Origin of the sequence: Paraburkholderia tropica (assembly GCF_914484835.1) — a bacterium.
Lineage (GTDB): Bacteria > Pseudomonadota > Gammaproteobacteria > Burkholderiales > Burkholderiaceae > Paraburkholderia > Paraburkholderia tropica_A.
This window is the reverse complement of the sequence record NZ_CAJZAR010000037.1, coordinates 234,009-258,991: the sequence shown is the minus strand read 5'-3', so window position 1 is coordinate 258,991 and position 24,983 is coordinate 234,009. Positions and strand designations below refer to the sequence as shown.

19 protein-coding genes and 1 pseudogene are annotated in these 24,983 nt (G+C 65.2%); 11 read left to right on the top strand and 9 right to left on the bottom strand.

The window, feature by feature from the left end; genetic code table 11:
• The first annotated feature begins 7 nt into the window (after window positions 1-7).
• Together LDO54_RS09385 and LDO54_RS09380 are read left to right on the top strand one after the other, a co-directional pair.
• Window positions 8-1,012 carry an aldo/keto reductase gene (locus LDO54_RS09385; RefSeq protein ID WP_224009474.1) on the top strand — a complete coding sequence of 335 codons (1,005 nt, stop codon included), beginning with the start codon at window positions 8-10 and terminating at the stop codon, window positions 1,010-1,012.
• A 703-nt stretch (window positions 1,013-1,715) separates the two neighbouring features.
• On the top strand, window positions 1,716-2,531 hold the full coding sequence (locus tag LDO54_RS09380; RefSeq protein ID WP_224009472.1) for a DNA alkylation repair protein: 816 nt from the start codon (window positions 1,716-1,718) through the stop codon (window positions 2,529-2,531).
• A gap of 365 nt (window positions 2,532-2,896) precedes the next feature.
• Here LDO54_RS09380 and LDO54_RS09375 read toward each other — a convergent pair whose 3' ends face one another.
• Entirely contained in the window at window positions 2,897-3,949 is a 1,053-nt protein-coding gene (locus tag LDO54_RS09375) for an alcohol dehydrogenase (protein ID WP_224009720.1), read from the bottom strand.
• Window positions 3,950-4,259: 310 nt separating this feature from the next.
• On the opposite strand from LDO54_RS09375, the gene LDO54_RS09370 reads away from it, so the two are divergent.
• From LDO54_RS09370 to LDO54_RS09360, 3 genes are all read left to right on the top strand, one after another.
• Window positions 4,260-5,897: a Na/Pi cotransporter family protein gene (locus tag LDO54_RS09370; RefSeq protein ID WP_224009463.1), complete on the top strand. Its 1,638-nt coding sequence runs from the start codon at window positions 4,260-4,262 to the stop codon at window positions 5,895-5,897.
• Between the two features lie 125 nt (window positions 5,898-6,022).
• Entirely contained in the window at window positions 6,023-6,439 is a 417-nt protein-coding gene (locus tag LDO54_RS09365; protein ID WP_224009462.1) for a MarR family winged helix-turn-helix transcriptional regulator, read from the top strand.
• Between the two features lie 94 nt (window positions 6,440-6,533).
• Window positions 6,534-6,722 carry a hypothetical protein gene (locus LDO54_RS09360; protein ID WP_224009736.1) on the top strand — a complete coding sequence of 63 codons (189 nt, stop codon included), beginning with the start codon at window positions 6,534-6,536 and terminating at the stop codon, window positions 6,720-6,722.
• Window positions 6,723-6,852: 130 nt separating this feature from the next.
• Here LDO54_RS09360 and zwf read toward each other — a convergent pair whose 3' ends face one another.
• Both zwf and LDO54_RS09350 read right to left on the bottom strand, forming a co-directional pair.
• On the bottom strand, window positions 6,853-8,328 hold the full coding sequence (gene zwf / locus LDO54_RS09355; RefSeq protein WP_224009460.1) for a glucose-6-phosphate dehydrogenase: 1,476 nt from the start codon (window positions 8,326-8,328) through the stop codon (window positions 6,853-6,855).
• A 337-nt stretch (window positions 8,329-8,665) separates the two neighbouring features.
• Complete coding sequence (locus LDO54_RS09350) at window positions 8,666-9,991, bottom strand: Nramp family divalent metal transporter (RefSeq protein WP_224009458.1); 1,326 nt, start codon at window positions 9,989-9,991, stop codon at window positions 8,666-8,668.
• Window positions 9,992-10,279: 288 nt separating this feature from the next.
• Between LDO54_RS09350 and LDO54_RS09345 the strand changes: the two genes are divergently transcribed.
• The 3 genes from LDO54_RS09345 (at window position 10,280) to LDO54_RS09335 (ending at window position 13,657) form a co-directional block, all read left to right on the top strand.
• On the top strand, window positions 10,280-11,311 hold the full coding sequence (locus LDO54_RS09345; protein WP_224009457.1) for a YncE family protein: 1,032 nt from the start codon (window positions 10,280-10,282) through the stop codon (window positions 11,309-11,311).
• Between the two features lie 15 nt (window positions 11,312-11,326).
• Window positions 11,327-12,334: a sterol desaturase family protein gene (locus tag LDO54_RS09340; RefSeq protein ID WP_224009455.1), complete on the top strand. Its 1,008-nt coding sequence runs from the start codon at window positions 11,327-11,329 to the stop codon at window positions 12,332-12,334.
• Between the two features lie 195 nt (window positions 12,335-12,529).
• Window positions 12,530-13,657: a 3-deoxy-7-phosphoheptulonate synthase gene (locus tag LDO54_RS09335; RefSeq protein WP_224009453.1), complete on the top strand. Its 1,128-nt coding sequence runs from the start codon at window positions 12,530-12,532 to the stop codon at window positions 13,655-13,657.
• An 86-nt stretch (window positions 13,658-13,743) separates the two neighbouring features.
• Here LDO54_RS09335 and LDO54_RS09330 read toward each other — a convergent pair whose 3' ends face one another.
• The 3 genes from LDO54_RS09330 to LDO54_RS09320 all read right to left on the bottom strand — a co-directional run bounded on the left by LDO54_RS09330 (window position 13,744) and on the right by LDO54_RS09320 (window position 16,807).
• Entirely contained in the window at window positions 13,744-15,009 is a 1,266-nt protein-coding gene (locus LDO54_RS09330; protein ID WP_224009451.1) for an MFS transporter, read from the bottom strand.
• A gap of 85 nt (window positions 15,010-15,094) precedes the next feature.
• Window positions 15,095-15,904: a siderophore-interacting protein gene (locus tag LDO54_RS09325; RefSeq protein WP_224009449.1), complete on the bottom strand. Its 810-nt coding sequence runs from the start codon at window positions 15,902-15,904 to the stop codon at window positions 15,095-15,097.
• Window positions 15,905-15,955: 51 nt separating this feature from the next.
• The gene (locus LDO54_RS09320) at window positions 15,956-16,807 is read right to left on the bottom strand and encodes a PadR family transcriptional regulator (protein WP_224009447.1); all 852 of its coding nucleotides are present in this window, start codon (window positions 16,805-16,807) and stop codon (window positions 15,956-15,958) included.
• A 165-nt stretch (window positions 16,808-16,972) separates the two neighbouring features.
• Between LDO54_RS09320 and LDO54_RS09315 the strand changes: the two are divergent.
• Window positions 16,973-17,224: pseudogene (locus LDO54_RS09315) on the top strand (SDR family oxidoreductase); the annotation flags it as partial.
• 375 nt (window positions 17,225-17,599) lie between these two features.
• On the opposite strand, the gene LDO54_RS09310 reads toward LDO54_RS09315, so the two are convergent.
• Both LDO54_RS09310 and LDO54_RS09305 read right to left on the bottom strand, forming a co-directional pair.
• Window positions 17,600-20,023: a hypothetical protein gene (locus LDO54_RS09310; RefSeq protein ID WP_224009445.1), complete on the bottom strand. Its 2,424-nt coding sequence runs from the start codon at window positions 20,021-20,023 to the stop codon at window positions 17,600-17,602.
• A 46-nt stretch (window positions 20,024-20,069) separates the two neighbouring features.
• Complete coding sequence (locus LDO54_RS09305) at window positions 20,070-21,614, bottom strand: SLC13 family permease (protein ID WP_224009443.1); 1,545 nt, start codon at window positions 21,612-21,614, stop codon at window positions 20,070-20,072.
• Between the two features lie 179 nt (window positions 21,615-21,793).
• Between LDO54_RS09305 and LDO54_RS09300 the strand changes: the two genes are divergently transcribed.
• Both LDO54_RS09300 and LDO54_RS09295 read left to right on the top strand, forming a co-directional pair.
• Window positions 21,794-22,534 carry a GntR family transcriptional regulator gene (locus tag LDO54_RS09300; RefSeq protein WP_224009441.1) on the top strand — a complete coding sequence of 247 codons (741 nt, stop codon included), beginning with the start codon at window positions 21,794-21,796 and terminating at the stop codon, window positions 22,532-22,534.
• Window positions 22,535-22,747: 213 nt separating this feature from the next.
• Window positions 22,748-23,845, top strand: coding sequence for a sigma 54-interacting transcriptional regulator (locus LDO54_RS09295; protein ID WP_224009439.1), 1,098 nt, complete (start codon window positions 22,748-22,750; stop codon window positions 23,843-23,845).
• A gap of 16 nt (window positions 23,846-23,861) precedes the next feature.
• On the opposite strand, the gene LDO54_RS09290 is transcribed toward LDO54_RS09295, so the two are convergent.
• Window positions 23,862-24,977 (bottom strand): LLM class flavin-dependent oxidoreductase, encoded by a 1,116-nt coding sequence (locus LDO54_RS09290; RefSeq protein WP_224009438.1) that lies wholly within the window; start codon window positions 24,975-24,977, stop codon window positions 23,862-23,864.
• Window positions 24,978-24,983 lie beyond the last annotated feature (6 nt).

Below are 24,983 nucleotides of genomic sequence, written 5' to 3'. Positions count from 1 at the left end.
GACATCGATGCAATACCGCCGTTTCGGCCAGACCGGCCTCACCGTTTCGCGTCTTTGCCTGGGCACCATGACCTTCGGTTTGCAGACCGAGGAGGACGTGTCCCGCCGCATTCTCGACAAGGCCGCCGACGCGGGCATCAACTTCATCGACACCGCCGACGTCTACCCGCTGGGCGGCGGCGAAACATGCGCGGGCCGCACCGAGGAGATCGTCGGGCGCTGGCTCAACGCGGAGAAGGGCCGCCGCGAGCGCTTCATCGTGGCGACCAAGGCGGTTGGCAAGGTCGGGCCGTCGCCGTGGGATCAGGGCGCGTCGCGCAAGCATCTGCTCGATGCCATCGACGCTTCGCTGCGCCGCCTCGGCACCGATTACGTCGATCTCTACCAGCTCCACTCCGACGACGCCAACACGCCGCTCGACGAAACGATCGAAGCGCTCGACACGATCGTGCGTTCGGGCAAGGCGCGCTATATCGGCGTATCGAATTTTCTGGCGTACCGGCTCGCGCGTGCGCTCGGCCGCGCCGATTTTCTGCGCTGCGCGCGCTTCGTTTCGGTGCAGCCGCGCTACAACCTGCTGTTCCGCCAGATCGAGCGCGAACTGCTGCCGCTCGCGCAGGAGGAAGGGCTCGCGGTGATTCCGTACAACCCGCTCGCGGGCGGGCTGCTGACCGGCAAGTATCAGCAGGGCAGCGCGCCGTCCGAAGGCCGCTTCACGCAGAGCGTGGGCGTGGCCGGTTCGATGTATCAGGACCGCTACTGGCACGAGCGCGAGTTCGCGAGCATCGAGAAACTGCGGGGGATCGTGGAGCAGGGCGGGCAATCGTTGACGACGGCTTCCATTGCGTGGGTGCTGGCGCATCCGCAGGTGACGTCGGCGCTGATCGGCGCGAGCCGGCCCGAGCAACTCGATGCGTCGATTGCCGCCGCCGATCTCGTGCTCGACCCCGCGCTCAAGCAGCAACTCGACGAAGCGAGCCACGAATACCGTATGGGCGACGCGGCACGTTGATCAGGTATCCGAATTAATTGGGTGATCATATCCTGGTGAGCACGATGCGCTCGCCAGGATGCGCGATGAACTAGTTTGGCAGGCTTAACTTGTGAAGATTGGGGTAAGGCCACCAGTCAGGCACGTGCGCGCATCACTGGTACCGCCGCGCAGTTAGTTGATTCGTAAACCAGTAAATTCCTATTTAAACAAAAAGCCCACGATTACAACATTTTCTGTGACGAAGGATCGACTGTTGAATAACTTCGCCTCGCCTTAATTTTTAATAATTATATAATTTCGTCATGCGAATTAAAATTTAGACGAAATAAGGTGAAAGGTGAATGACTCTTGTCTCGGATTGGCTGCATTCGTTGCATGTCATCAAGACGCTTTCGCTCAAAGCGCGGTGACGCTATATGCCTTTCGGAACGCAGTTTCGACTGCACGTTGCCGTTGCTTTTCAATGGTGCCGACGCGTCGGGCTGCGCTCGCGCAGATGAGTGTTGGGACGCCTTGTTTCGAACTGGACGCGAGACGGGATGCATGCCTTATCGCGTCCATATGGGACATGGGGCGTTGATTGCGGGCAAGGAGAGCCCGTACTGGCGCACGGTCGAACGAATCAGAAACGCGCTCGATCCACTTGAGATGCTGTCACCTGTCCGTTGGACTTCAGATACTGCAGCATCGTTTCTTTAAGATTGATATTCGGAGCACCTGAATGACTCGATTGACGTCTGAAAGACTTGCCGCGTTGAACGATGGCACCGAAGCGACCAGCAACCTCGCTGAGTGCCTGGCTATCGACCAAGCCCTGTTGGCGCAGTCTGCAATTCCGGGTGTAGGGCTGAAGCAGGCGTTACCTCGCATCCTTGCCGCGCACAACGAGGTAGCCAACAAGGGAATCAGCTATCAGATTCGTGCAATTGGGATGGCGATTGCCGAGGAATTGCGAGGATCCAGAAGGGCTGCGATTGCTGCGGTGACTGAGCGATTGCAGTGTCATGCATCGGACACGGTGCGTTCCTGGGCAGTCTTCGCACTGACGTGTGCGGATGAAACACGTTCGTTGGACGACAGGCTCCACTCGGTACGGCCATTCGCTGCGGATAGTCATTTCGGCGTGCGGGAGTGGGCGTGGATGGCAGCGCGGCCCTATATCTCGAGTGACATCGAATCCGCCATAACGCTGCTGCGAGTCTGGACAACTTCAACGGATGCGAATATTCGCCGCTTCGCCGTGGAGAGCACCCGGCCGCGCGGGGTGTGGAGCGAACACATTGCACGACTCAAGGCCGAGCCAGGAATAGCCCTGCCATTGCTGGAGCCGCTTAAGACAGACGACGTTCGCTATGTTCAGGATTCGGTAGCCAACTGGCTCAACGACGCAAGCAAGACGCAACCTGACTGGGTCGTTGCACTGTGTGCCCGCTGGGCGACTGCGGATGATCCGTCCACAGACAGAATCATCAAGCGCGCGCTGCGAACATTGCAAAAGAAGAGCGATCTCGCAGCGTGCGCTGCACATCGGAGTTAAGTCTTTCAACAAGGAGCATTGCGATATCACTCGCCTCTCAACTCGATGCACTCACGTCATGGAATCGTCGTGCGCCTCGACGACTTGCTGAAAGATGGCCCTGTCGTACTGACGTTCTATCGCGGTCAATACTGGCCATTTCAGCATGGATGGGTATCTCCGGATACGCCTTCTGACGTTGCTTCCAAAATCGAAACGGGATCGCGGCCGCGTTGAGTTACTTTGAAGCGGCCAGCGAACCATTCCGATGGCCGCGATCGGGCGTGCCATTGCATTCTTAAAAGAGCCGTCCCGGGTTACAACATCCGGGACGTTATGCGCCGCTTCCGATAGCACCTTGTTATTTGGATCGATCGAAAGCGCCTCTACGGCACCAACACCTGACGGCCCATCACCTTGCCGTGCGCGAGCGCGTCGAGCGCGTCGTTCACTTCGCCGAGCGGTCGCGGCACCACCGCCGAAGGCTGCATCTTGCCCTCGCGCATCAGCGTGACGAGTTCGCGCAATTCGGGCAGCGTGCCCACATAGCTGCCTTCGATCTTGAGCGGACGCATCGGAATGATCGGCAGCGAGAGCGTGATGTCGCCGCCCATCAGGCCGACCACCACCACATGACCGCCGCGCGCGCACGCATCGAGCGCGAGTTTCACCGTGGGCGTCGCGCCCACGAGATCGAGCACGGCGCGCGCGCCGCCGCCCGTGGCTTCGGCGATCTGCTTCGCGGCGTCGGGCGCGCGCGCGTCGATGGCGGCCAGCGCGCCGACCTTGAGCGCGGCTTCGCGCTTGGCGGCGTCCACGTCGACGACGATCGCGCCTTTCGCGCCGAGCGCCTTGAGCACTTCGATCGCCATCATGCCGAGCCCGCCCGCGCCGATGATCACGACCGCGTCTTCGTGGATGCGATCGCCGAACTTCTTCACCGCCGAATACGTGGTGACGCCCGCGCAGGCGAGCGGCGCGGCCTTCACGGGATCGAGCCCGCCGAGATCGACCAGATAGCGCGGATGCGGCACGATCACGTAGTCGGCGAAACCGCCGTCGCGCATCACGCCGAGCGATTGCGGCTTCGTGCAGATGTTCTCTTCGCCGCGCTTGCAGGCCGCGCATTCGCCGCAGCCGATCCACGGATGCACCACGGCCACCGTGCCGGTTTTCACGTCGCCCGCTTCGGGGCCTGCCGCGACGATCTCGCCGCAGATTTCATGGCTCAGCGTGAGCGGCAGCTTGATGCCGCGGTCGGCGAGCGACAGCTTCTTGCCGCCGCCCAGATCGTAGTAGCCCTCCCAGATGTGGAGGTCGGAATGGCACAGGCCGGCGGCTTTCACGCGCACGAGCACTTCGGTGCCCCTGGGTTGCGGCGTGTCGCGCTGGACGAGTTCGAGCGGCTGGCCGTGATGGGTCACGCAATAACAACGCATCTGCATGGATGTCTCCGTGTGTGTTGTGTCAAGCAGGCGGGCGATGTCGAATCCCTTGCATCATAGCGGATCGCGAAGAAATTCGTCCGGTCGTTCGTTTTTAATGCGGCGCTTGTTATGAGTTGATAACCGGAAAGCATGATCGCGCATGAGCGTTCACTTTGCGGTCATATAAAAAGCGGGTCACGTACTATTGGCCGGTCCAACACGTTCAAAGCGCGAAGGTTGCCATGCGTCGCCTCAGGTTCGCTAACGGATCGCCCATGCCCGCGAGCGTGCGTGCGCACGCAGCGCATAAAGGCGCGCGCGCATGAGCGGCCTCGTCGAATCGCTGGGCGTGCTGATCGGCGGCATCGGTCTGTTTCTGCTCGGCATCACGATGATGACCAACGGCCTGAAGCTCGCGGCCGGTCCCGCGCTCGAGGTGATCCTGAGCCGCGCGACGCGCACGCCCGCAGCGGGTCTCGCGTCGGGCGTACTGGTCACGGCGCTGGTGCAGTCGTCGAGCGCGGTGACGGTCGCGGTGATCGGCTTCGTGAACGCGGGCCTGCTCGATCTCGGCGGCGCGCTCTGGGTGCTGTTCGGCGCCAATCTCGGCATGACGACCACGGGCTGGATCGTCTCGCTGCTCGGCCTGAAGATGAAGATCGACGCGCTCGCGCTGCCGCTCGTCGGCATCGGCATTGCGCTGCGCCTCACGGGCGTGGGGCAGCGGCGCGGCGCGCTCGGCGACGCGCTCGCAGGCTTCGGCATCCTGTTCATCGGCATCGCCACGTTGCAGGGCGCGTTCACGGGCCTCGTCGCGCAATATCGGCTGCCGCAGGGCGAAGGGCTCGTCGAGGTGCTGATGCAGGTGTTCGCGGGCCTCGTGATCACGCTGCTCGTGCAGTCGTCGTCGGCGACCATGACCATCACGCTGGCCGCCGCGCAGGGCGGCATGCTGAGCACGCAGGGCGGCGCGGCCGTGATCATCGGCGCGAATATCGGCACCACGGCCACGGCGCTGCTGGCGGCCGTGGGCGCGACGCCCAACGCGCGGCGCGCGGCGGTCGCGCAGGTGATCTTCAACGTGGTGACGGGACTCGTCGCCACGGCGCTGCTGCCGTGGATGATCGACTTCATCGTGCGCGTGGGCGACTGGCTGCATCTGCCGCACGATCCGGCCATCGCGCTCGCGCTTTTTCACACGGCGTTCAACGTGCTGGGCCTCGTCATCATGGTGCCGCTGGCGGGGCGTCTCACGCGCTGGCTGCTGCGCCGCTTTCGCGCGCGCGAGGGCGACGAGGGCGCGCCGCAATTTCTCGACGACACCGTCGCCGTGGTGCCCGAACTCGCCGCGGACGCGCTGCGACTCGAAGTGACGCGCATCGGCGCGATCGTGCGCCGCATGGTGCGCATGACGCTTGCGGGCGGCGACGCTCACGCGCTCGCGCACGAGCAAGGCGCGACCACGCGATTGTTCAACGCGGCACAGAAGTTCGCACAGCGAATGAATCGGCAGGAGATGGTGCCCGCGACGGCGGCCGCGCTCGCGGAGTCGTTGCGCGAGTTGCGTTATCACGAGAGCGCGGCGGAGCAGGCCATGCAGGCGGCGGCGCTCGCGAGCGTGTTGCCCGACGCGAACATCGCCGCAAGCTACGCGGTGTTCGAGCGCCGCGCGCTCGCGTTGCTCGATGCGATCGAGGCCGTCGATCATGCCGATCAGCCGGGGCAGGACACGGAAAATCGTCCGCGATCGCCCGGCGAAGACAGCGCGCTGATCGAAAATCTCTCGCAGTCGATGGAGGGCGCGTATGGAGCGCTCAAGGCGCAACTGCTCGGCGAAGGCGCGGCGGGCACGTTGTCGATCGCGGTGATGGAGGAACTGCTGCGCCGTGACAGCGCGTTGCGGCGCGCGTTGCAGCAGGTCGCGAAGGCGCATTCGCGCGCGCTCTCGTTCGCGGATTGAAGGTGCCCGAAGCGCGTTCGAAACATGCGCGAAGTCGCATCGGACGAATTCGAAAGTGCCTTAAAAAAGGACTCGATCGCGTGCGATTGATTGCATGGCTAACGACAAACGGTTATCCTGTGGCCATGTTCGATCAGTGTCTTTACTTCAACACGTCGGCGCTGGCCCGCCGCCTCGAACGCGAGTGGTCCGAAGCTTTCGAGCCTTTCGGCCTCACGCCGCCGCAGGGTTTCATGCTGCGCGCGGTGCTGGAGCGGCCGGGTTCGTTGCAGCACGAGCTTTCGGAAATGCTCTCGATCGCGCGGCCCACGGCCACGCGCGTCATTGACGGTCTGGAGGCGCGCGGCTATGTCGAGCGTCAGCGCACCGAAGGCGACCAGCGCGAAGTGGCCATCGTGCCCACCGCGCAGGCGCAGGCCATTCGCGAGGCGCTGCATCACGCGAGCGCGACGGTCACGGGACGCATCAAGCGCTCGCTGGGCGGCGAGGCGTTCGTCGACACCGTGAGCCGCTTGCGCACGGCGCGCGCGACGCTCGGCTAGCACGCATCGATTTTTTTCAGGCAGACAACAGCAGAACGCGCGCGTTCCGTCCATCGAGGGCCAACGTCGCGCGGGCAGTCAGTGGAGTGGCAACATGCGGCGCATCGGCGCTTTTTGTATTTCGACGTGGCTGGCCGCGTTGATTCTCTTTCTGGGCCGCCATTCGGTGCCGATGATGGCGCTGAGCGGCGTGGTGGTGTTCGCCGGGCTCGATCTGTTTCATCCCGAGCGCGCGGGCGCCGAGAGCGCGCCGCCTGGCGACGGACGCAACGATCGCGGCTAGTCCGCAGTGGGCGGATATCGCTGCGATATCGTCACTCAAGCAGACTCAAGCAGACTCAGGCACGCTCAAACGAAAACGCCGCGCACGAAGCGCGGCGTTTTTTCATGCCTGAAAACTCAAAGCAAAACGATCAAGCCTCTTCGGCCCACGACATGTTCTCGCGCGCGAGCAGCGCCGACGAAGCCGCCGGGCCGAACGTGCCCGCCGTGTACGTGCGCGGGCGGTCGTTCAGTTCCTTCCAGCCGTCGAGGATCGGCTCGACCCACGTCCACGCGGCTTCGAGTTCGTCGCGGCGCATGAAGTGCGTGAGACGGCCGCGAATCACGTCGATCAGCAGACGCTCGTACGCTTCCGCGCGGCGTTCGGGAATCGCCTGCTGCAGGTCCAGATTCAGGTTCACCGGCAGCATGTTCATGCCGCTGCCCGGTTCCTTCGCGAGCATCTGCAACTGGATCGATTCTTCCGGCTGCAACTGGATCACGAGGCGATTGCCGTAATTGCGCGGGCCGCTCGGGAAGATCGAGAACGGCAGGTCCGCGAATTCGATCACGATTTCCGACTGGCGCTTTTGCAGGCGCTTGCCCGTGCGCAGGAAGAACGGCACGTTGGCCCAGCGCCAGTTGTTGATGTGCGCGCGGATCGCCACGAAGGTCTCGGCCTTGCTGTCGGCCGGCACATTGTCTTCTTCCAGATAGCCCTTCACCGGCTGACCGTCGACGGCGCCCGCCGCGTACTGGCCGCGCACCGTGTCGCGCGCGATATCGGCGAGCGACATCGGACGCAGCGAGCGCAGCACCTTGAGCTTTTCGTCGCGCACCGCGTCAGGATCGAGCGAGACGGGCGGCTCCATCGCCACGATGCAGAGCAGTTGCAGCAGGTGGTTCTGCACCATGTCGCGCAGCGCGCCCGTGTGATCGTAGAAGCCCGCGCGGCTGCCCACGCCCACCGTTTCGGCCACCGTGATCTGCACGCTGCGGATATACGGCGCTTGCCACAGCGGCCCGAAGATCGGGTTGCCGAAGCGCAGCACCATCAGGTTCTGCACCGTTTCCTTGCCGAGATAATGGTCGATGCGGTAGATCTGCGATTCCGCGAAGTGACGGCCCACCGACTCGTTGATCTCCTGCGCCGAAGCGAGGTCGTGGCCGAGCGGTTTTTCGAGCACGACGCGCGACTGGCTGTCGAGCAGACCGCCGGCCGAGAGGTTGTCGCAGATCGTCGTGAACAGTTCGGGCGAGGTCGAGAGATAGAACACGCGCAGCGCGTGCTCGCGCGAAGCCTGCTTCAGATGCGCGTAATCGGCGGGATCGTTCACGTCGATGATCACGTACTGGAACAGGCTCAGATAACGGTCCCACGCTTGAGCGTCGAAGGCCTTGGCGTCGATGAACGGACGCGACTGCTCGTCCATGAACTTGCGATAGTCGTCGATGGTCCAGTTCTTGCGGCCGACGGCGATGATGCGCGTCTCGGCAGGGAGGTTGCCGTGCAGATGCGCCATGTAGAGCGCGGGGAGCAGTTTGCGCGCGGCCAGGTCGCCTCCGCCGCCGAAGATGATCATGTCGACGGGCTGTTCGGGCGCGGCTTGGGCAGGCTGATTCGTCATGGCAGGTCGCTCGGTTGTGGCGATGTGTGGCGCTAAGTTGCGAAGTGTGCATCCGGCGCGAGGGCCGGCGCGTTGAAAACGGTAATGGTGCATGGTTTTGCGCGAGTTTGCACGCGTCACGCCGATCGGCGTTCGCCGACGCGGTAGTCGATGAACGGTTCGCGCACGCATAGGGGCGATCTTGCGCGAATCGCTCGGATTGGGCGTCGCGTGCTGCACGCTTCGCGCTGAAGCGTTGCTAACGTTGGTTGGCGGTCTGGTGAGGGCGGGTACTCGTCGAGGTTTTTAGCCCCGCTTTGTGCAGGGTTTTTATGGCGCTGCGTTCGTTCATAGCCCATTAGCCCAATCCCGGCACGCTCACGCCCAGCGCCTGCACGAGCAGCAGCGCGTTGAGCGCGAGCACGGCCACCGCGCCGAGCACCGCGAGCCACGCCACCCACGCGCGGTTCGCGTACGCGCCCATGATGTCGCGCCGGCAGGTGAAGCTCACGAGCGCGGCCATCGGAAAGGGCAGCGCGAGGCTCAGCACGACCTGGCTCGCGACCAGCGCATCGGTGGCGTTCACGCCGAGTCCCACGACCGCGAAGCTCGGCGCCATCGTCACGAGGCGGCGCAGCCTGAGCGGAATCTGGAAGCCCACGAAACCCTGCATGATCATCTGTCCCGCGAGCGTGCCGACCACCGAACTCGAAATGCCCGAGGCGATCAGCGAGACCAGAAAGATGCCCGCCGCGGCCACGCCGAACAGCGGCGCGAGCGTGTGCCATGCGGTCTCGATTTCGGCGACATCGGCGTGGCCCTGATGAAACGACGCCGACGCCATGATCACCATCGCCATGTTGATGACGCCCGCGAACGCGAGCGCGGCCACCACCTCGACGTTCGAATAGCGCAACAGGCGCGCGCGCTCGCCGTCGTTGCGCGGCTGCACGCGTGCCTGCGTGAGCCCCGAATGCAGAAAGAGCGCGTGCGGCATGACCGTCGCGCCGACGATGCCGACCGCGATCGTGACCGCCTGCGCGTCGGGCAGATGCGGCGTGAAAGCGCCGCGCAGCACGCCCGGCCACGCGACCGGCACGATAAAAAGTTCGAGCAGATAGCACAGGCCGATCATGCCCACGAGCGCGCCGATCACGAGTTCGAGCGGCCGGAAACCCGCGCGCTCGAAGAACAGCAGCCCGTAGGTGATGAGCGCCGTGACGGCCATGCCCGCGATCAGCGGCAGATGGAACAGCAGCGCGAGGCCGATCGCGCCGCCGAGGAATTCGGCGAGATCGGTCGCCATGGCGGCGATCTCGCTGACGATCCACATGCACCAGACGAGCGGCGCGGGCAGGCGTTCGCGGCACAGTTCGGCGAGATTGCGGCCCGTGACGATGCCGAGTTTCGCCGAGAGGCCCTGGAACAGCATCGCCACGAGATTCGCGAGCAGCACGACCCACAGCAGCGCGTAGCCGTAGCGCGCGCCCGCCTGGATGTTGGTCGCGAAGTTGCCGGGGTCCATGTACGCGACCGAGACGATCACGGCCGGGCCCGCGAGCGGCAGCAGCAGCGCGGCGCCGCGCCGGCGGCCCTCGAGCGCTTCGCGTACCTTGCGCACCGTGCCCGCGGAGAGACCGTCGGGCACGTCGCGCAGATCGTCGTCGCGGGTGCGGTGGTGCATGGGCGCCTCGTCGCGGTTGCGGGGCCGGAACACACGCGCCTGGCGCGCGCCGCCGCTCACAAATTGTCGGAAATCAGCAGAAAAGCGCGTCAGAATGTGCCGCGCGCGTCATCGGAATGCATCGCTCGCGCGTTAAGCAGATGATCCTCGGCGCGCGATTCGCTGCCCGGTTTCAATGAGGTTTCATCTGGCTTTCGCCCGCGTTGCGGCGCACCAGCACCTATCTCAGCACAAACCGGCCCCGCGCGCTTTTCCCGGCAATCCCCCCCGGTCTGACGCCCTTAAGAAATGTCCCATTTCCCGATTTTCTCCCTGACCCGCAAACGCGCCGCAGCGGCGCTCCTCGCGGGCGGCCTCGCGTGCAGCGCGCTGGCCCACGCCGACGCCAACGTCAATCCGAACGACAAGGTCATCGTGCTCGACTCCGGCGAGGCGCAGCTCTCGCTGATCGACGAAGCGAGCCGCACCGTCGTGGGCACCGAGCCCACCGGCAAGGAACCGCATCACCTGATGATCACGCCCGACGGCCAGTCGCTGATCGTCGCCGATTCGGTCTCGAACGACCTGATGTTCCTCGACCCGCACAGCGGCAAGGTGCAGCGTCGCGTCGAAGGGATCGAAGATCCGTACCAGCTCGGCTTCTCGCCCGACCGTAAGTGGTTCGTGACCGCCGGCCTGCGTCTGGACCGCGTGGACATCTACAGCTACAACGGCCACGACGTCACGCTCGTCAAGCGCATTCCGCTCGCGAAGACGCCGAGCCACATCACCTTCGCGTCGGACAACAAGACCGCGTTCGTGACGCTGCAGGACACCGGCGAAGTGGCGGCCATCGACCTGCCGACGCAAACCGTGCTCTGGAAGCTGCATATCGGCAACACGCCCGCGGGCCTGTGGATGACGCCCGGCGACAAGTACCTGCTGGTCGGCATGACGGGCGAGGACGACGTGGCCGTGGTGGACTGGCACAACCGCACGCTGGTCAAGAAGATCCAGACCGGGCGCGGCGCGCACAATTTCCGCAATCTCGACGACGGCAAGCACATCGCCGTGTCGAATCGCGTCGAAAGCACCATCAGTATTCTCGATTACACGACGCTGACCAAGGTCGCCGACATCACGGGCCTGCGCCCCGGTCCCGACGACATGGAACTTTCCGCCGACAAACGCTATCTGTGGGTTACGTTCCGCTTCGCGAAGCACGTGGGCGTCATCGACCTCACGACGCGCAAGCTGATCGACACGATCGCCGTGGGCCGCTCGCCGCACGGCATCTACTTCGCGAACAGCGCGCCGTTCTACGCGCCGAATCCAGACTGACGAGCGGGAGTCCCGATGCTTGACACGCTGCTTTCGCAGGCCGACAACCTCGTTTCGTGGCTGCAGACGCTCGTCTACGTGGACGTCGTGCAGCCGATCTTCTACAAGGTCGGCCTGATGGGCTACGACGAGGACACCTACGACGCGCTCTACTGGGTGATCGTCGGCGTGCTCGAAATCCTGCTGACCTACGTGCTGCTGCGTCCGCTCGAAGCGCTGCGCCCGGCCGAAGCGTGGCAGGACCGCAAGGCGCTGCGCGCCGACGTCTGGTACACGTGGATCGCGAAGCTCGGCATTCTGAACATGGCGTTCTTCTTCATGCTCACGCCGCTGTTCAACCGGCTGCAGAGCGCGATGGCGATCCACAATATTCCGAACATCGAAGTGGACAGCCTCTGGCCCGGCGTGACCGACAAGCCCTACGTCTCGTTCGTGATCTATCTGGTCGTGCTCGATTTCGCGGGTTACTGGTATCACCGCTGGCAGCATCGCTTCGGCGTGTGGTGGGAACTGCACGCGGTGCACCATAGCCAGCAGCAGATGTCGCTCTGGTGTGACGATCGCAATCATTTTCTCGACGACATCGTGCAGGCGGCGTTCTTCGCGGCCATTTCGCTGTTCATCGGCGTGCCGCCCGCGCAGTTCGTCGTGCTGATCGCGGTGAGCAACTTCCTGCAGGCCGTGCAGCACGTGAACGCGCGGCTCGACTACGGCTGGGTGCTGGAGCGCATGCTCGTGAGCCCGGCGTTTCATCGCCGCCATCACGCGATTGGCTATGGTCACGAAGGCACGCGCTACGGCTGCAACTTCGGCGTGCTGTTTTCGTGGTGGGACGTGATGTTCCGCACGGCGTCCTGGGACAAGACGCTGGAACCCACGGGCATCCGCGACCAGCTTCCCGCGCCGCAGGGCAAGGGCGTGAACTACGGCGAAGGCCTGATGGCCCAGCAGTGGCTCGCGCTCGTGCGCATCGCGAAGCGGCTGGCGGGCAAGGGCTATCCGATGGGCGGCACGGCGAACTGAGCCTGTGCGCTTTCGCGTTCATGTGACGCAAACACACAACGAGGCGGCCGCGAGCCGCCTCGTTTCGTTTACGGCGAAGATGCGGCAGATGCGATAATCGCGGCTTGTCCCCCGCGAGACGCGTGCGCCGCGTCCGCTTCATCTGCACGAAATCTGCATGGAAAGCGCAGGCGTTGCATGAGACTGGAGAGCACCTTGAGCCGTATCGACAACCCGCAGCACGACCAGGAAGTCGGCTTTGCCGACGCCACCCAGGACACCACCCGCATCGACGACGTGCGCATCGGCGCCGTGCGTCCGCTCATTTCGCCCGCGCTGCTGCTCGACGAACTGCCGGTGCCGCAGAGCACGCAGACGCTCGTCGAAACGAGCCGCGCGCAGATCGCCGAGGTGCTCGCGCAGCGCGACGACCGCCTCGTGATCGTGGTCGGCCCGTGCTCGATCCACGACCACGACCAGGCCATCGAATACGCGAAGCTGCTCAAGGCGAAGGCCGACACGCTGAAGGACGATCTGCTGATCGTGATGCGTGTCTACTTCGAGAAGCCGCGCACGACGGTGGGCTGGAAGGGCTATATCAACGATCCGCGTCTGGACGGCAGCTTCCGCATCAACGAAGGTCTGCGCAAGGCGCGTGAGCTGCTGCTCGACATCAACGCGCTCGGCCTGCCGACCGGCACCGAATTCCTCGACCTGCTGAGCCCGCAATACATCGCCGATCTGGTGGCGTGGGGCGCGATCGGCGCGCGCACGACGGAGAGCCAGAGCCATCGGCAACTGGCGTCGGGGCTGTCCTGCCCGATCGGCTTCAAGAACGGCACCGACGGCGGCGTGCAGGTCGCGGCGGACGCCATCGTGGCCGCGAGCGCGAGCCACGCGTTCATGGGCATGACGAAGATGGGCATGGCCGCAATCTTCGAAACGCGCGGCAACGACGCGTGCCACGTGATTCTGCGCGGCGGCAAGAGCGGGCCGAATTACGACGCGGCGTCGGTGGCCGCGTGCTGCGCTTCGCTGACGAAGGCGGGGCTGCGCGAGGAAGTGATGATCGACTGCTCGCACGCGAATTCGAGCAAGCAGCATCAGCGTCAGATCGATGTCGCGCGCGATATCGGCGAACAGTTGAAGGGCGGCGATGCGCGCATCGTCGGCGTGATGATCGAGAGCCATCTGGAAGAAGGGCGCCAGGATCAACAGCCGGGCGTGCCGCTCAAGCGCGGCGTGTCGATCACCGATGCGTGCATCAGCTGGGCGCAAACCGAGCCCGTGCTGGATGGGCTCGCGGAAGCGGTGCGCGCGCGCAGGAAGGCGCGGGCGGGGTAAGCGGCGCGGTTGGCCTGGACGTCAAAGAACGCGCGGCGGACATCGAGTCCGCCGCGCGTTTTTTCATGGGCGTCGTAAAAGTTGGATCAGGCCTTGGCCGCTGCGCCCGCGTCTGGCGCGCGATGCTCGGCATCATCGCCCGTTTCATCGCCGAACCCACGCACCTTGCCGACCCACAGCACCGCCACCACGGCCAGCGCCGCCGCGAGCCAGCCGTTGTAGCCGAAGCCGATAATCGTGCCGTGCGGACCGTTCTGCAGCAGCAGCCCGCCGACCCATGCACCAATACCCGTGCCCAGCGCCTGCACCGCATTGTTTGCGCTCAGGAACGCGCCGCGCCGCGCGGGCTCGGGAATCGTCGTGAGCAGCGCCTGCATCGGCACCATGCGGCTCGACAGCGCGATCATGAACACCGCGAAGAAGCCGACCATCACGATGAACGGCAGCACCGGCAGATGCGTGACGAACAGCACCGGCGCGATCGACACGAGCGCCATCACGCGGAACACGCGGCGCTTGCCGTAGCGATCCGCGAGACGGCCGACCGCGCGCGCCGTCAGGAACGTCGACGCGCCGCCCGCTACATAGAGCCACGACAGCTGCTCGGGCGCGACGCCGTAGTTGGCGACCAGCATCGGCGAGATGAACGGGATCACGAGCATGTGCGCGCACATCATCGTGAAGGTGAGCGCGAACGCCTTCATATGGCGCGGCAGCGTGAGCAACTGCCACAGACGCGGCACGATTTCGCCGAGCGGCGTGTCGCGGTCGACGTGCTCCGTGAGCGGCGGAATCACGCGCGAACCCGCCACCCAGATCACGGCCGAGAGCACGACGAGCAGCAGGAACGGCGCGCTCCAGCCGAAGTGCGCGCCGAGCACGATGCCGGCCGGCACGCCCGCGATCGCGGCCATCGAGAAGCCCATCATGATCACGCCGGTCGCTGCGCCGCGGCGCTGCACCGGAATCACGTCGCTGACGATCGCCATCACGATGGAGCCGAGCACGCCGCCCGTGAGACCCGCGAACGCGCGCGCGAACAGCAGCAGATGAAAGTTCGTCGCGAACGCGCAGGCGAGGTTCGAGAGCGCGAACAGCGCATACGAGACCTGTAGCAGACGGCGCCGGTCGAAGCGGTCGATATAGGTGGCCGCGAACAGCCCGGACAAGCCCGAGCACAACGAATACGCCGACACGGCCGTCGCGAACATCGCGGGCGTGATCGCGAACGCGTCCATGATCTGCGGGCCGAGCGGCATCATCACCATGAAGTCCATGATGATGGTGAACTGCGTGAGCGCGAGCAGCCAGAGCAGCGTGCGTTCGCGCAGCGGATTAAGCGTTAGGGTCATTCAGGGACCTTGTTCAAGCGCGCGCGGCCCCGCGAAAGTGCGGGGCCGCGCGCGCGGGTTTCGACGATCGGCAATCGACGGTGAATCAATCGTCGATCGTTTCGTGCGCGGCCTGCGCGCCGCGCCGCCAGTACGCCGATGCGCGAATGCGCTTCTTGTCGACGCCGCGCTCGTTGCACAGATGCGCGCGTACCGCGCGGATTACCGAGGCTTCGCCCGCGGCCCACACGTAGCCGTCGCCGGGCGGCAACCAGACTTCGCCGACTGCATCGACGAGCGGGTTTGCCGATTCGGATTCCTCACGATAGCACCAGGTCGCGTAGAGATCGGCTTCGGTCGGCAGTTCGATGCGCGCCGCGGGGTTCGCCACTTCGGCGACCACGGCCACGCGCGCGCCGGCGGGCAGCTCGCTCAGGCGGCGCTGGATCGCGGGCAGGGCGGTTTCGTCGCCGATCAGCAGATGCCAGTCGAAGCCCGTGGGAATCACCATCGAACCGCGCGGGCCGCCGACGCCGAGATACTGGCCGGGCTGCGCCTGCGCGGCCCACGCCGTAGCGGGACCGGCTTCGTGCAGCGCGAACTCGATATCGAGCTCGTTGGCGACCGGGTCGAAGCGGCGCGGCGTGTAATCGCGCGCGGCGGGCCGCTCGACGCCTTCGGGAAACACGATGCCGTCGGGACCGAGACTCGGCAGCACCGGCTGGTTCGCGCCCTCGGGCGGGAAGAACACCTTCACGTGATCGTCGAACGACGCCGACACGAAGTCGCTGAGATCGCCCGTGAGCGTGACGCGCACGAGCGCGGACGACAGCGCCTCGACGCGCACCACGCGCAGCAGGCGGAACTTGAGCGGATGTCGCACGCGGACGACTTCGAGATTGCTTTGATTCTGCATCTTTGACTCCGATGTTGGGGCGGTCGATCGACGGGGAACGAGAAGGGGGCGTCAGGCGCCGCTGTTCTCTCCGCCGCCGTTGCTGCCTTCGATTTCCTGAGTGGCGCGCGCGAGGATCGCCGCGATGCGGCGCTGCTCGTCGGGCGCGACGTCGGTTCGGCGCAGCAGCGCGCGCTTGAGCGCGCGGCGCGCCTCGATCAGCTCGCGCACCCAGCCCGTGCCGTCCGACGGATCTTCGCCCGCGAGCGCGCGGCGCATGACTTCCATCTTGCGGCCGAAATGCGTGAGCTTGGCGAGGATCAGGTCGGCGCGTTCGCGATTGGCATCCAGATACTGGCGGCCTTCGTCGGACAGCTCGTAGCGCTTGCGGTTGCCTTCGAGCGTCACGCTCACATAGCCGAGTTCTTCGAGATACGTGAGCGCCGGATAGACCATGCCGGGGCTCGGGCTGTAGAAGCCGTTCGAGCGCGCGTCGAGCGCCTTGATCAGCTCGTAGCCGTGGCTCGGGCGCTCGGCGAGCAGCACGAGCAGCATCAGCTGCAGGTCTTCCGAGCTGAACTTGCGGCCGCGGCCGAAACCGTCGCCGTCGCCGAAATTGCCGAAACCGCCGCCGCGGCCGAAGCCCTCGCTGAAATCACCGGGGCCTTCGCCGCCGCGATGACGGCCCATTGCGTGACGCAGCGCGTGCAGCGGATGGTGCAGGGCGAAGCGGGCGGCGTTGAAGCCGTGGCGGCCGGCGTTGAAGCGGTCTTCAGCGGATTCGGTGCGCCCGGCGCGTTCCGAAGGGTCGAGCGTTTCGCGGCGGCGGTCGGCGAATTCGCGCTCCGGCTGGCCGTGACGGCCCCGACGGCCGTGATGTGCGGGGTGTCCGTGATGACCGGACGCGTGATGAGGGTGGCGCATGGGGCCTCCTTGTCTCTGAGTGTCTTAAAACATGTCTTAAGATATATATCTTAAGAGTGTTTGTCAAAGTTATTTTTTGGGGTATCCGCGCACACTAAAGTCTGCGGGAGCGACGAAAACCCTGTTCAGAGACAAAAAAGTCTGCGGGAAGGCCGGAATCTGCGGATGGCGATTGACTGGGGCCAGCATGGGATTCAGGTCAACGGTCTTGGACCGGGCTACTTCAAGACTGAACTGACGAAGGCGTTGGTTGACGACGCGGCGTTCAGCAACTGGCTGATTGGTCGGACGCCCTCACGCCGATGGGGAAATGTCGAGGACCTCGCAGGCGCGGCGATTTTCCTGGCTAGCGATGCATCAAATTTCGTAAATGGGCATGTGCTCTATGTCGATGGCGGCGTCACTACAACGCTATAACGAGGGAAATCTCCGATAAGTCCGTAGTTGATTGGCAGCGAACTCTTGTTGTTCATCCAGCCTGCTGACAAGAGTTCGCGGGACCTTGAGTGGGGTTCGTTTTGATTCTCGCGAAATTTTCCGGTGAGTCCGGGCCAGGCCCGAAGTGGCCTTGTCTTTCAATTTCTCGGCAGCCCTTTGAACCTCACCTTCTAGACGTTCGAGCCGCTTGAACCACACGGGCGCGGTTGGAGGTTGGCCACTGTTCGCGCCGTTCGCTTTCAGAGTAGGTGTGCATAGATTCCTTCCATAAGCTTTATCCCCGCCCCTTGATTGTCAATGAATGGCACGATGCAGTCGATCGTCCACTCCCGGGCGACATCGGCCCGCACACGGTCACTCGAACGTGATGAACTGCGCTGACGACCACACTTTGCTGTCGTCGCGTTGCCGCCCGAAGAAGTACACCGGGCGAAAACCGAAGGGCGCGTTTTTCGCGTCGATCTTGATACTGCCCGCCAGGTCGACCGGTAACGGCCGATCGGTCAGCCGCTCCACCGCGACGAACAATTCCGTGCCGCCGAGCGCATGCGTGGCGCTGCCCTGGGCGAGCAGATCCGCGCCGCGAATCTCGAATCGGAACGTCGGCGCATGCGCGAACGGATTGCCCGCGAGCGGGTCGCCGACCTTCACGAAACCATCGATCGTGCCTTCGATCACGATCGTCGCGGAGGCCAGATTGCTGACGTCAATCTCGATGCTGTCCGCGTCGCCGTAGGTATCGCTGCTGAACTCGATGTCGGTCGCGCCGGTGCGCCACGCCGATTCTTCTACGTGCTCGAAACCGTGCGACCCGAAGTTGTGGATCGTGCCGTTGAGAATGCAGATGCGGCCGCGCCACGCGGCCCAGCGATAGCGATCGCGAATGCGTGCGCCGCCCCAGCGCACGCGAATCAGGCGGTCCGCGTAACCGAGTTCTTCGTGCAGATTGCGCTCCCAGAGCAGGCCGTTGTGATCGTAGGCCGCGACGTATTCCCAGCCCGCGCGGCCGAGCAGGCGGTAGTCGAGCGTGGCCGGGCCGCGCTGCGTGAACGCATCGCCTTGCCGGTGGTCGCCGCTGTGCACGAGCAGCGCACTGTGCTCGCCGGTGGTCGCCCACGTATGGCGCGCGCGCAGCGCCTGAGCGACCGTGCGCCGGTCGAGCGAGTCGGCCAGCACGCCCGTCAGGCCACCATGCACGCCGAAGACCTGCACGCCGGGTGCGCCGCCGCCGGGACGTCCACGATGCTCGTCGCCGCTCGCCGCGACGCCGAGCTGATAGCCGCGCGCGATCACGTCCTGATAGAGCCAACCGAAATGGCCCCACGTCGACGCGATCTCGACCAGCCGTTCGAGCTGCGGATGATGCCAGTCCGGGATATAGCGGCGGCCACCCACGTGCGGCATCACGAGATGGTGTTCGGCGTCGTCGGCGTAGGCGTCCCACAACTCCTCGACGGGCCAGCGTCCGAGTTCGACCGCGTTGCCCTTCATATCCTCGTTCCAGACGAGCGTGCGGTTGTGCTCGCCGCGTGCGTTGTACGGAAAGCCCGGTCGCTCGTCGCCGAGAAACACGACGTTGTGATCGCCGCCCGCCGTCGAACTGCCGCACCATTCCTGCACCGGATAGACCACGAAGCGGCCAGGCTCGTTGAAGTGTTCTACCGCCTCCACGCCAAGCTGCCAGTTCGCATCGGTGATCTGGAAGTCGTTGGCGGTATAGCCGAGCACGTCGATGCCGCCGATGTCGCGCGCGTACTGCGCGTTGTAGGCCGGGCTGTTGGTGCCGACCGTGTCGTGCGCGTGCACGTGCAGGTCCGCGTAGAGCGCGCGTGGCGCGGGCAGCGCGGCATCGACGGTCAACCAGGCCTCGGCCGCGCGGATGCCGGGGTGCGCGGGAACATCCGCGACGATGTGCAGCGTACCGGCCCCGGTGGGCAGGTCGTCGAGCGCGAGCGTCGCGAAGTCCTGCGCAGGTACGGCATGCTCGCGCTCATAAACCGTTTCGCCGTTCGCGTCGCGGGCGCTCACGCGCGCGACCACAGGCACCACGTTCGCGCGCGCGCCGAGGTCGCGGCACGCATTGCCCCAACGATCCTGCAACACCAGGCGAAACGGCGCGCGCTCGCCGGGCCGCACGAAACGCGGACCGTTGAGCAGCACGTCGGACGGCGCGCCCGCCTGAATGTCGATCGAAATGTCGCCGGGCACCGCGACGAAGCGCGAAGTGCCCAACGGATCGACATAGAGACGGAAGCGGAAGTTGTCTTCCGCAAACGTCTGGATGCGCGTGCCCGGACCGCGCCGCCGGTCGCCGAGTCGAATGACGATGCGGTCGCCCGCGTTCAGATAGCCGTCGACGACATCGACGATCACGGCTTTCTGATAGGGCCGCTCGTGTCCCTTCTGGTCGAAGCGCACATTCAGCGCCTGCACCGTGGCGGGACTCTGTCCCGGCACCAGCGGCGCCGCATGATATTCCGCGCTGATGTAGTTCGCGGCGCTCGGGTCGCTCGTCTGGAACAGCGCCCAGTCGGAATAGAACTTGAAGGTCGCCTTGAGCCAGCCGCCGTCGGCGATGCCCGACGAGCCCACCTCGTAGTCGAGCACGACTTCGGCCCAGTCGCCCGCTTCGAGGCGCGAGACGTTGCAGCGTACGCTGCCCGCGAAGGGGCGCTGTTTCAGCTGTTCGTAGAGGCCGGCCGGGGCGACGTGCTGGCCGAGGCGCTCGCGCAAAGCGCGTGCGCGCGCCTTTAGGTCGATTTCGTTCGCTTCGCTCATGGTAGATCGTGTCAAGCAGGGGAAAGAGGATGAGGTGTAGGGCAAGTCAATGCGCGAACGGCCACGCCGCGGACGCATCCCACACGGGCACGCCCATGAATGCGTACCACGGTGCGATCACGCACAGGCCGTAGAGGATCGCGATCAGCACCGAGACCACGCCCACCTTGGCGTAGTCGGCGGTCGTGAACGCGCCGCTGCTATAGGCGATGACGCCGGCGGTGATCTGCGTGGGCAGCAGATAGGCGAAGCTGTCGGTGTCGCTGATCAGCATCGTGAAGGCCACCGGATGCAGACCGAGACGCGGCGCGAGCGCAAGCGCGATGGGCGCGATCATCGTCACCGCCGCGACGTTCGAGAGCATGCCGATGCGGATGACGTGAGTGCCCAGCATCACGATGCCGATGGCGAGCCACCAGCCATGCCCGTGCGCGACGAGATAGATGTGATCGGCGGCCCACTGCGCGAGGCCGGATGCGCTGATCGCCGAAGACAGCGAGAGCGCACCCGCGAGCAGAAACAGCGTGCCCCAGATCGTGCGCTGCTCGACCTCGGCCCAGCCGAAGCGCAGCACGCCCGGCGCGAACAGGATCGCGAGCGCGATCAGCGCGACGATCTCCGACGAGAGATGATGCAGCGGCTCCGTCGCCCACAGAATCGCCACGCAAGCGAATAGCGCGAGCACGGTCCAGTCGTTGCCCGACGCGCGCGGCAGCGCTTCGCGCATCGACGTGATGGCGGCGCGGCCGCCCGGAATCTGCACGGCGCGCGAGCGGAAATAGTATTGCACCCAGCATTGCGTGATCGCGAACATGCCGAGATACGGCCATTGCAGCTTGAACCACGTGAAGTACGAAATGCGGATGCCCAATTGCTTTTCGAGCAGGCCGGACACCACCATGTTCGGCAAATGCGCGGTGAGAATGCACATGCCGCTGATCATTGCGCCATACACCAGCGACTGGATCACGATGGCTTTCTTCGCGGCGCGTTCACGCGCGGAGTCGCCGAACAGCTTGACGATGCCGTTGGTCACCGGCAGCAGCGCGGCCGAGCGCGCATTCGCGGCGGGCACGACCATCGACATCACGAAGTTCACGGCGAACATCGCCCAGATCACGCCGTTGGCCGTGCGCACCTTGAGACGGTCGAGCAGTGCCAGCGCGATGCGCCGGTCGAGCCCGCTCGCCTGCATGATCGCGGAAAACAGAAACGCGGCAAGGCACAGGAACACCACCGGCGCGGCGAAACCGCTCGCCGCTTTCGGGAAACTCGGGCTCGCGTGCGAGAGTACCAGCAGCATCGGCAGCAGGATGCCGCTCACGCCCACGGGAATCGCCTCGGTCACCCAGACAATCGCCACCCAGGCCACCACGGCGAGCGTGGCCTTGCCGGCGGCGTCGAGACCGGCGGGCGTCGGCAGCAGCCATGCGACGGCGAAGAACGCGAGCCACGCGGCGACGAAGCCGAGGCGCGCGCGCAGCAATGCGGCACGACTGCGAGGTCCTGCGTGGCCGTGGGCGATCGCGTGCGGACGATGGACGTGGGGCGCGTGCTCGATCGGCGGGGCGTCGAGAGTCTTGTCTGTCACTGTTATGCTTCCGTGCGTTCGTGAAGCGAGCCAGGGTGCCCGGTGAGACCAATGAGGCGGCTCGCTGTGGATCAGGATGGCATAATACGTATTAATACAAGTTGAGCCATCCAATTGCTTTTCATATCGATATGGCGAATCGCGCAGAAGGCGCGAGGCGCGCGCAACGAGGGACATCAATGACGTTGGTGCGAGAGGATGTGACGTCGCTCTACGAGCAGATCGCGACGACGTTGCAGCAGGAAATCGAGCAGGGCTGTTACGCGCCGAGCGGCAGGCTGCCGTCGGAAGCGGAACTCAGCGCGCGCTTCGAGGTGAGCCGCGTGACGGTGCGCCTCGCGCTCGGGCGGCTGGTGGACGCGCACGTGGTGGAGCGCAAGCAGGGCAAGGGCACGTTCGTGAAGCCCGCGCGCCTGCAGCACCGGCTGGACGTACTGCGCGGTTTTTATGACTCGCTGGCCGCGCAGGGCGCGCGCGCGAGCATGCAGTTGCTGCGCATGCAAACGTGCGAAGTGCCTCCGGGGTTGCGCGAGATTTTCCCTGCCGATGTGGCGGACTGTGTCTATCTCGAACGACTGCATTGCGTCGACGATGTGCCGGTCGCGCTCGCGCAAACCTGCATGTTGCCGGAGGCCAGCGTGATTTCGCGTGAAGAGGCGCAAACGCTGCCGTCATACGACATGCTGGAGAAGATCGATGGCTGGCACATCGTCGATGCGGATATGTCGATTACGGCGGTGGCGGCGTCACGCGATATGGCGGCGTATCTGGACGTGCCCGCGCAGGCGCCCCTGCTGGTCTTGCGGCGGACGTCGCGGCTCGCCGATGGCCGCGCGTGCGAATCCACGGTCTTTCATATCCGCCCGGAGCGATTCGATCTGGTGACGCGCAGCGCGCTGGAAGCGCGGCTGCTTGGATAGCGGTGATCAACCTGGACAGGCCCGGATCGACCTGCGAAAACGCGGCTTGCTTCGGAGGCGCGTACCACCCAGCCCAATTTCGCTCATTTCGTTATCGGGTTCGTAACGACAAGTAATGCATCAATTCGCATTTAAGCCGTCCGCATATTTTGATTAATATCAAAGCTCCGGACGCGGGTGCAATTTGATCATCGGTCCGCTAACTGTCGGATCATGGATAACCACGCCCACCGTCCCAATCTGATCGCCTTGCCGGAAAGCGACCAGCAGCCTCTTTCGATTCGAGCCAAAGCCCTCGTTTTCGCCGATCCGGCGTCCGCCGCCGTCCTGCGCTTCATCGAGCAGATCGGACCCAGCGCGGCGCCCGCGCTGATACTCGGCGAGACCGGCACCGGCAAGGAACTGGTCGCGCGTCACATCCATCATGTCAGCCGCCGCAAGGGGGCGTTCATCGCGGTGAATTGCGGCGCCATCAATCCGCAACTGGCCGAAGCGGAACTCTTCGGTCACGAGGCGGGCGCGTTCACGGGCGCGCAAGGCCGCCGCGCCGGTTATTTCGAGGACGCACACGAAGGCACGGTCTTTCTCGACGAAATCGGCGATCTCGCGGCGCCACTCCAGTCGAAACTGCTGCGCGTATTGCAGGAGGGCGAGGTGACGCGCGTGGGCGCGACGCGCGCGCGGCGCGTCGACGTGCGGGTTGTGGCCGCGACCAATGTCGATCTGGAGCGTGCCGTGATCGCCGGCAATTTCCGCATGGATCTGCTCTACCGGATCAATCTGGCGAGTGTGCGCCTGCCGCCGCTGCGCGAAAGACCGCAGGACATCGTGCTGCTCGCCGAGCATTTCCGCTCGCGCTACTGCGCGCAACTCAAACGCGCGCAGCCGATGTTCTCCGAGGACGCGGTGCAGGCTTTGCTGGCCTATCCGTGGCCCGGCAATATCCGCGAACTCGAAAACGTCATTCACCTCGCGCTGCTGGTGTCGAGCGGCAATCTGATCCGCGCCGAGCACCTGAAATTTTCCGAAGCGCTCGCAGCGAATGCGGCGCCGGACCAGCCTGCGCCGACGCTGCCGCAGGACGATATCCGCGCGGGCGTCCGCCGTCTGTTTCGCTCGCCCGGCGAGAGCCTGCTGCGCGATGTGGAGGAGCTGATCGTCAAAGAGGCCTTCGAACATTGCCGGTTCAGTCAGGTGCGCGCAGCCGCGCTGCTGGGCGTGACGCGCAATACCATGCGCACGCTGCTCGCGCGTTACGGGCTCCTGAACGACCCGCGTCCCGAGGCGCTGTACGAGGAGCCGCCGGTCTAGAGCGCTTTCATGCAAGTCAAGTCTGCCGTCGCGCGGGCTCGCGCTCCAGCAGGCGCACGCGCGGCAGCAGATGCTCGCCGACGCGCGTCGCTTCTTCCAGATTCGGATACGACGACAGCAGAAATTCGTCGATGCCCAGCGCGTGGTATTCGCTGATGCGCCGCGCGACCTCGTCGTAACTGCCCACGAGCGCCGTTCCGGCGCCGCCGCGCGTCAAGCCCACACCGGCCCACAGATTCGGCGCGACTTCGAGTTCGCGTAGCGAGCGCATCGCGCCGCGGCTCAACGCAGTCTGGCGCTGCTGGCCCACCGACTCGTATTGATCGAGCTCGCGTTGGGCATCGACGAAGTTGCGATCGGAAATGCCGCGCAGCAGTTCGTCGGCGCGCGACCACGCCGCGCGCCCCGTCTCGCGTGCGATGACATGCACGCGCACCCCGAAGCGGATCGTGCGGCCATGCATCGCCGCGAGTGCCTTCAGCCGCCTGACGCGCTCGTGCACGAGCGCGGGTGGTTCGGCCCAGAGCAGATAGGTGTCGGTCTGGCTCGCTGCGACGCGCTCCGCGAACGCCGACGCACCGCCGAGATATAACCGCGGCGGAGGCTCGAGCGGCACGCCGGGATGCGCGGCATTGAGCGCGTAATGTTGCCCGGCGACCGTGTGCCCCGCGCCTTGCCAGAGACGGCGCAGCACGCGCAGGTACTCCGAGGTCCGCTGATAACGCGCGTCGTGATCGAGAAAGTCGCCGAGCGCGCGCTGATCGTGAGCGCTCGACCCGCTCGCGGCGAACAGGCGCAGCCTGCCGCCGCTCATGCGCTGGAGCGTTGCGGCGCGCTTCGCCAGCGATTCCGGTTGTTCGAGGCCCGGTCTGAACGTGACGATGAAGTCGATGCGGCGGGTCGCTCGCGCGAGCATCGCGGTGACGAGCCATGGGTCTTCGAAACCCGCTGCCGTCGGCGCGAGCAGATGGTCGAAGCCGGCCGCTTCCGCGGCGGCGGCAAGACGGCGCAAATAGTCGGGCGTTGCCGGACGAAAATCGCGCAGGTAGTTCGGCGGCCTCGGCAGGCCGCTGTTCGCGAGATGCGGTCCGTCGCCATTGGTGGGCAGGAACCAGCCGAATTCGATGCTCATGAGGCG